Origin of the sequence: Fodinicola feengrottensis (assembly GCF_039530045.1) — a bacterium.
Taxonomy (GTDB): Bacteria; Actinomycetota; Actinomycetes; order Mycobacteriales; family HKI-0501; genus Fodinicola; species Fodinicola feengrottensis.
In genome coordinates, this window is the sequence record NZ_BAAANY010000024.1 from 1 (window position 1) to 6,312 (window position 6,312).

The 6,312-nt window shown below is 63.9% G+C and carries 8 protein-coding genes and 1 pseudogene; 2 read left to right on the forward strand and 7 right to left on the reverse strand.

Translation table 11 applies throughout. From position 1 onward, the window contains the following. Window positions 1–60 precede the first annotated feature (60 nt). Window positions 61–864 carry a thioesterase family protein gene (locus ABD301_RS29550; RefSeq protein ID WP_163571841.1) on the reverse strand — a complete coding sequence of 268 codons (804 nt, stop codon included), beginning with the start codon at window positions 862–864 and terminating at the stop codon, window positions 61–63. 66 nt (window positions 865–930) lie between these two features. Here ABD301_RS29550 and ABD301_RS29555 point away from each other — a divergent pair, with 66 nt between their 5' ends. Then, entirely contained in the window at window positions 931–2,001 is a 1,071-nt protein-coding gene (locus ABD301_RS29555) for a CPBP family intramembrane glutamic endopeptidase (RefSeq protein ID WP_344313592.1), read from the forward strand. Here ABD301_RS29555 and ABD301_RS29560 read toward each other — a convergent pair. From ABD301_RS29560 to ABD301_RS29570, 4 genes and pseudogenes are all read right to left on the reverse strand, one after another. Further along, window positions 1,975–2,652, reverse strand: a complete 678-nt coding sequence (locus tag ABD301_RS29560) for a TMEM175 family protein (protein ID WP_344313593.1) — start codon at window positions 2,650–2,652, stop codon at window positions 1,975–1,977. The two genes, ABD301_RS29555 and ABD301_RS29560, sit on opposite strands and share 27 nt — an antisense overlap. Continuing rightward, entirely contained in the window at window positions 2,645–2,842 is a 198-nt protein-coding gene (locus ABD301_RS29565; RefSeq protein ID WP_163571837.1) for a DUF2399 domain-containing protein, read from the reverse strand. Before ABD301_RS29565 ends, ABD301_RS29560 begins: the two co-directional genes overlap by 8 nt. A gap of 82 nt (window positions 2,843–2,924) precedes the next feature. Beyond that, window positions 2,925–3,380: pseudogene (locus tag ABD301_RS42570) on the reverse strand (TIGR02679 domain-containing protein); the annotation flags it as partial. Beyond that, entirely contained in the window at window positions 3,377–3,541 is a 165-nt protein-coding gene (locus ABD301_RS29570; protein WP_163571813.1) for a hypothetical protein, read from the reverse strand. The pseudogene ABD301_RS42570 and the gene ABD301_RS29570, both read right to left, overlap by 4 nt. 598 nt (window positions 3,542–4,139) lie before the next feature. Here ABD301_RS29570 and ABD301_RS29575 point away from each other — a divergent pair. Beyond that, entirely contained in the window at window positions 4,140–4,862 is a 723-nt protein-coding gene (locus ABD301_RS29575) for a hypothetical protein (RefSeq protein ID WP_163571835.1), read from the forward strand. Here ABD301_RS29575 and ABD301_RS29580 read toward each other — a convergent pair. Next, complete coding sequence (locus ABD301_RS29580) at window positions 4,855–5,106, reverse strand: hypothetical protein (protein ID WP_344313594.1); 252 nt, start codon at window positions 5,104–5,106, stop codon at window positions 4,855–4,857. The genes ABD301_RS29575 and ABD301_RS29580 overlap by 8 nt on opposite strands. A gap of 240 nt (window positions 5,107–5,346) precedes the next feature. Then, the gene (locus ABD301_RS29585; RefSeq protein WP_279582108.1) at window positions 5,347–6,117 is read right to left on the reverse strand and encodes an ATP-binding protein; all 771 of its coding nucleotides are present in this window, start codon (window positions 6,115–6,117) and stop codon (window positions 5,347–5,349) included. Window positions 6,118–6,312: the final 195 nt, after the last annotated feature.

Here is a 6,312-nt window from a genome sequence, read left to right on the forward strand (position 1 = left end):
CCCGCCCTTTGGGCACCCCGGCGACACGATCCGGACGCGCCGCCGCAGGAACTGCGGCCATTAGCGAGGCACCCTGGCGAGTTGCCGGGACTGGGCGACCAGCTGGCCGTTCTCGTCGTAGACCGTGCACTCTTCGTCGAACCAGCCGTCGGAGACGAAGTCCCCGTGCATGTACGCGCGCAGCCATCCAGGGGCCGGCACGGCCCGCAGGTAGGTGGACAGCTGGACGGTCGGCGCCCAACCCCAGCGGCCGATGGTTCGGGTGACTGGCGGCAGAGCGTCCACGGCCAGCAGCGCCAAATAAGGGTCGGTCGGCGAGCCGTCGGCCGCTCGTACCCACCCGGACACCGCCAACGACCCGTCCGACTGGGTCATCGCGGCCTCCGACTCCGGTGTCATCCGCAGGTCGACATGCCGCATCAGGCCGTACTCCAGCCCGCCGGGGATCTCCACCGGCACCCGCCGGCAGTCCTCCGGGCGTACGAGCGGCAGCGGCACCTCGCGGGCGTACGTGTCCGCCGGCTCGTCGGAGAGCCGGCTGGTGATCACTGACGACGACAGCGTCACCACGTCGTTCTGGACGAGCGTCGTCCGGTGATAGGCCACCGTCTTGCCGGTCTTCAGCGTGTCCACCCGCACCTCGGCCTCGCCCGCGGCCGGCGCAGACAGGTAGTCGGTGGTGATGGCGACGACGTGCGGATGCGGCGACGCGTACGCGGCCGCGCGGGCCATCGGGAGGTTCAGGTAGCCGCCGTTGAGCATCCCCACGACCGACCAGTCGGGGTCCAGCTGGACCCGGTATCGGCCGTCGCCGGTCTCTTCGACCGCTGTCGCACGCTCCAGCGCGCCTTCTATCTGCGTCACGCTCCCAGTCTCACCCGGGGGTGCCCGAGCTGCGCATGATTGATGTCCCGTGTCACAGTTCGAAGCATGGATGAGCAGCCAGCGCCGGAGTCTCCGGGCCTGTACGCGCCCGGAGCCGCCGTTCTGGAGCCCAGCCCGGAGCAACCCAGCCGACCCTGGTGGTGGCAGCAGCCGCACCGCGTACTCACGTCCGCGATGGACCTGTGGTTCGAGCCGAGATCGCCGGTGCCGTACGCCGGCCCGACCCGACACTGGAAAGTGGGCCTCGCGCTTGCGCTTGCGCTGCTCTTCGGTCCGTTGCTGTGGGTGACGACGGCGACCCTCGCTCTGCAACGCGGCGGCCCGACCAGCCCGGTCGCCGGCATCGACCTCCGTAACGGTTTCGGGGACACGCTGGTCGGCGTACTTCTTCAAGCGGTGCTGCTTTTCGCCGCTGTTGGTGTCGCTTTCCTGGTCCTACGGATGTCTGGCGATCGGCTGCTTAATCTCGGCCTACGGCCCGGCTCGCTGCCAATGCTGGCTTCGGACACCGGTCTCACGCTGAGTGGTCTTTACCTCCCCGCGCTGCTGCTGGGCGGCTTGGTCGGCGTGCTGCTGCGGCAGGTGTTCGGCGGCTTCGCCACCAGCCCGGAGATCACCGGCGGTGACGCCGGTCAGCTCATTCGGGCCATCGTGATCGCGCTGCTGCTGGCAATCCCGACCGCGGTGGCCGAGGAAGTGGTGGCGCTCGGGCTCGCCTACCGGCTACTGGAGCGGCTCGGCTGGCCGGTCTGGCTGATCACCCTCGCGTTGGTCGTGCTGCGTGGCAGCTACCACATCTACTACGGCATCAGCGTCGTGTCGCTGCTCGGCTGGGCGTACTTGTCGGTCCTCTTCTACCGCCGCTACCGCCGGCTCTGGCCGCTCATCCTGGCCCACGCCGCGTACGACACGGCCTCCATTACCACCGCCCTCGCCGCCTCCACGCAGATCGCCGTGATGGTCATCCTGGGCTACCTGCTGCTGCCGATGGTCGCGCTCGGCACCCTGATCAACCAGCTGCGGGCTCGGTGGGGCCAGCCGCACCCGTCCACCGACATCATCCGGCCGGCCGCCAGCTGGAAGTCGCGCCTACTTGCGTCCAAACCGTTGCTTTAGCACCCCGAACACCCCCGTCCGACTGAGCACCGCCCAGCCGCCCAGGACGACGAACCAGCACGCATAGGTCGCGATCGGGCTGATGTACGCCAGCGCCGCCGAGCAGATGAACACCAGCCCGAACACCACCGCGTTGATGGCGTCCTTACGCCACGCTTTGGGATCCACGCCAGCTTTCAGCAGGTTGTTGCTCAGCGCGTACCACTGCAGCCGCGCCCGCATCAGCCCACCGAGCCCGATGCTGATCGCGTAGATAGCCACCGCGATCGGTTGGCCGCCATAGTTGGCCAGCAAGTACGACGGGAACGGCATGACCGCGATGACCAGCAGATACTGCAGGTTGAACAGCGACATCCGACGGTCGGCGTACCCGATGTCGTGGAACATCTCGTGATGCGCCATCCACTGCGAACCGATCACGTAGAACGACAGGATGAAGGTCGCGAATGCCGGCAACGCCGTTTTGTTCAGCGCCTCCACCATTGCCTGCGAGCTCAGGTTCTGCGGGATCTTGATGTCCAACACGAGCAACGTCATCGCGATCGAGAACACCCCGTCGGACAGCCCGTGATGCCGCCCCAGCGGAAACCGCCGATCCCGCCCCTTTTCCTCCTCACGAACGGCCCCTGCACTTCTCTCCTGATCAGTCACGCCGGTACTGTACTTCCCGCTCAATCCCAGTGGCGGCCGGAGCCAGCTCATCGAGAAGGGCCGTCGCGACCCGCTCCCCGAAGACCGCTGTGCCAAGTTCGCGCATGGCGTCGGCCAGCGCTGGATCCCACGGCGCGTCCGTGACGCGGCCGACGCCAGGGCCGGAGACGATTCCGCGTATGCCGGCCACTTAGTCCAAAATGGACATCCGCCAAGGCACGGCGCCGGTTTGGTCCATCAGGTACACGGCAATCCGAATGCCCTCGCCGTCCGAAGTCGCCGTGGTAGTTGACCCGGCATTGGAGGCTGCGCAGCAGCAGACCGCCGACGGTGCTCGGCCAACCGGACAGGCTCACCAGCGGCGGGCGGCGCGGGCCGAAGCTGGACAGTGCCAGGGCCAGTACGCCGGATTCTCGACCCCCAGATTTCGCTGCCGGAAAAGAAAGAATGACGCTCGCCCAAAGATGGGCCAGGGCAAGACGGCAGCCTGGCCGGCGTTCGCGCAGACGGTGAAGTAAGCCGCGGCCAATGAGTTTGTCGTCTGGGTGGATGCCGGCGGTCAGTACGAGTGTGGACAGCTCATCGGCGGAGACGCCCGCGTTCTCCCGGAGCAGCCGGCGATGCTGCGCCGTGACCAGCGGCTCGTTTCCGAAAATCGTGCCCACCGCCCGTAAGACAGGACCGGACGGGCGGCTCTGGTCGTCCAGCGCGTGCTGGTCGCCTATCACGTCGACCCCGAATGCCGGCAGCAGAACACCGTTTGCAGGAGCGCCATCTCCAGCCGCTCGTTGGCCTCACCGAACTCGTGCGGGATCGCTACGTACGACTCAGCGTTGTCGCCAATGGCGAACCGGAACATCTCCGGCGGCACCCGGCGGATCGCCATCATCGCCTCTCCATGCTTGCACGCTCCCCAACCGTACGGGTGCTGGCCTCCACCGTGCACCTGCCCCAGACCGAGTCGAACCGCACCTGGCCAATAGGTGACGGTGACTCAGCGGTTGCGGAAGATTCACACGGAGATCGACTACGCGACGGCCGAGGCGTATGGGTGGGGTGATCTGGACCTCGGCATGGGTTTCATCAGACGCGGCAGGGGCGACGGTCCACGATTGCGCCGGATGTGCAGGTTGAGATTCTTGATTGACTTCTGGAGCTGAATCACGAGCGTTATCGTGAGGAAGTAGCACAGGGTTTGCACGACAAGAAGAGAGTAAAGCCGGCCGCCAAGCGCAAAACTGCGCCTGACCAGGCGGACGAGTCGATGCTGTTCTAAACAATGCCGCAGGTGAATCACAGACAGGGGAAATGAGATGGTCACAGCAGCTACCACCGTAGGTCTCTTCTGGTTGTACACATTAAGCATAACGATAATTCTGCAACCGGTACTCTCTGCCTCATTGATCTGGCGGCCAGTGGCGCGAAAAGCGTCCAGAAAGTCGCACTCGAGCCGGATTCAGGACTGCAAACTTCACGCCGATCCGAGAATGCAGGAGCAGCGCTGGACAAAGGTAGAGAACTACTGCGTCAAAGACGACGAGCGCACTCTGGCCACAAGAGTCAATGCGCTACTGATGATCTTCCTGCCGCCGCTCGTGGTTCTGGCGATTTTCTCCGTACTGACGGCCATGTTCGGCAATGCGGTGCCGCAGTGGATATTCGGAGACGAGCGGTTGCCGAGGATCGTCTTTATTGTTGCCATCTCCATCCTCCTTGCCCTCGCATGGTTCTTTGTCGAACGGCACAGACTGGCGAAGGAGATATACACGCTGGTGGGCTCCACGACCAGAGCAGTCCAGCTGACTACCAGCAACCAACCAGAGGACGCCAGGCAACAGCTCCAGTCGGAGTTAAGTCTCGTCTCGTCTCAGCTGGCGAGGCACACTGCTCATTCGCTTGTGCTGGGTCAAGGCGACAATCGTACGACATTGGCCGCCCACGGCCGGGCCATCGCGGACAAAATCCAGGGACTGCAGCTGAGGCTGCCGACCGAAACCTCCGCCGTTATCGAGGCTCAAACGCTTCTGGGCAAGCTCCTCTACGTGATCGTAACCGACGAGTGGAGAACGATCTCGGTCGATCCAGCCGAGGTCGAGCGATACAAGCTCGAAATCCGGCGCGAGCAGGCGACTCGACGGCGCGTTATCCGGCGAGCCATCGTAGCTGCCTTCGGCATTGTCGTTGCGGCCATAACGTCCCTGTTCAAATAGATACGAGGCCAGGAACCAGTCTATGAAGGTCGCCACCACGACGCCCGAGGATATTTTCGGCACTCATATTCACTATATCATTCCTCCCTTCCAGCGCCCGCATGTATGGGATGAAGAGGAACAGTGGCAACCGTTCTGGGAGGATGCGACGCGAGCAGCCGAACGGGTTCTTCACGTATTTGATGACAAGGGCGCGGCGCTGCTCCTCGATTTCTTTGGTACGGAACCCCCTGTCCTCGGCCAAGAAAGATATCCCGGAAGACCAGATGCGTCCGCCGGTATGGGCCCTCAAGGTCATCAGGCGACTTACACTCGACGAGTTCGACGTGCAGTTCGCCGCGACACGGTGTCGACTCGACATCGCATTTGTGAAGCTCGTGACCAGTGGCGACGAGGTGGAAGATTTTCTTCACTGCCACGGTCGACGTGGCCTTCCATGCCTCAGCTCTTCCAACGCACCCGTAACCCGCGGCTGCATTTGGGTTCAGCCGCCGCGCACCTGACCGTCCCCGTAAAGGGCGTCGATATCGATCAGCAACAAATCCTGGCGCCTGCCAGCGGCCTGCACCAAGTCGGGATAGAAGCCGTGCAAGGAGTACAGCGCAAGAACCGCATCGCGGCTATGGTGGCCTTGGTCCTCGAGCAGGTCACGGAGACGTTCGAGACGTTCTACGTCCTTCATGCCGCGCGGCTGTTGGGTGGCCTTGGCCTCGCCCAAGAGCACGACCTGCGCGTGCGAGGACTGCGGTCGCTCCCCCGGCGCAAGAGCCAGAACGTCGATCTCATGCTTGGTACGAGCAGCAGGGTCCGCGATCTCGGCCGACCCAACCGCGCCTACGCGTACGGGAGTCTCGTCGAAGGCAAATGCGCGGGTCCACTCCCGAGCAGTCTCCTCAAAGTGCGGGCCGAGAATCTTCGAGTGAAAGGTTGGCTTTGAGTCCTGCCATGCCACCTGCGCTCGGCCATGTTCGATGAGGTCGACCATAGGCAAGGTGATGAGCTGGTTGAACCGAATGACCGGATCGGCGACGGTGATCACGGGACTGCGCCCTTTGAGCAGATCCTGCTCCTTGCGCAGGTAGCCGGTGGATTCCAGCACATCGAGGGGCGCGGCCACCGCCGAGCGCTGTTTTTCCAGCATCGCTCCGATCTTCGAGGGAGTGGACGCACCTTGCGCCACTGCGGAAAGTAGATCGTAGTACAAAGTGCGATGAGTGATCCGCGGATCTTCGCGGAGCAGGAACTCCGCCTCCACCCGCGAGTAGAGTGCGCGACCCGGATCTAACAACGTATGTACGACCCAGTCGTCGAACTCTTGGGGATTGCGCGGAGGCTTTCCCGAGGTCAACGGCTGATAACCAGGAGCGCCGCCAAGGACCGGGGCGTGTCATGCCAAGTGTGTAAGCCGGAGGTGTACCAAGATCGACTGGCCTGTTGGTTGGTCGGAAGG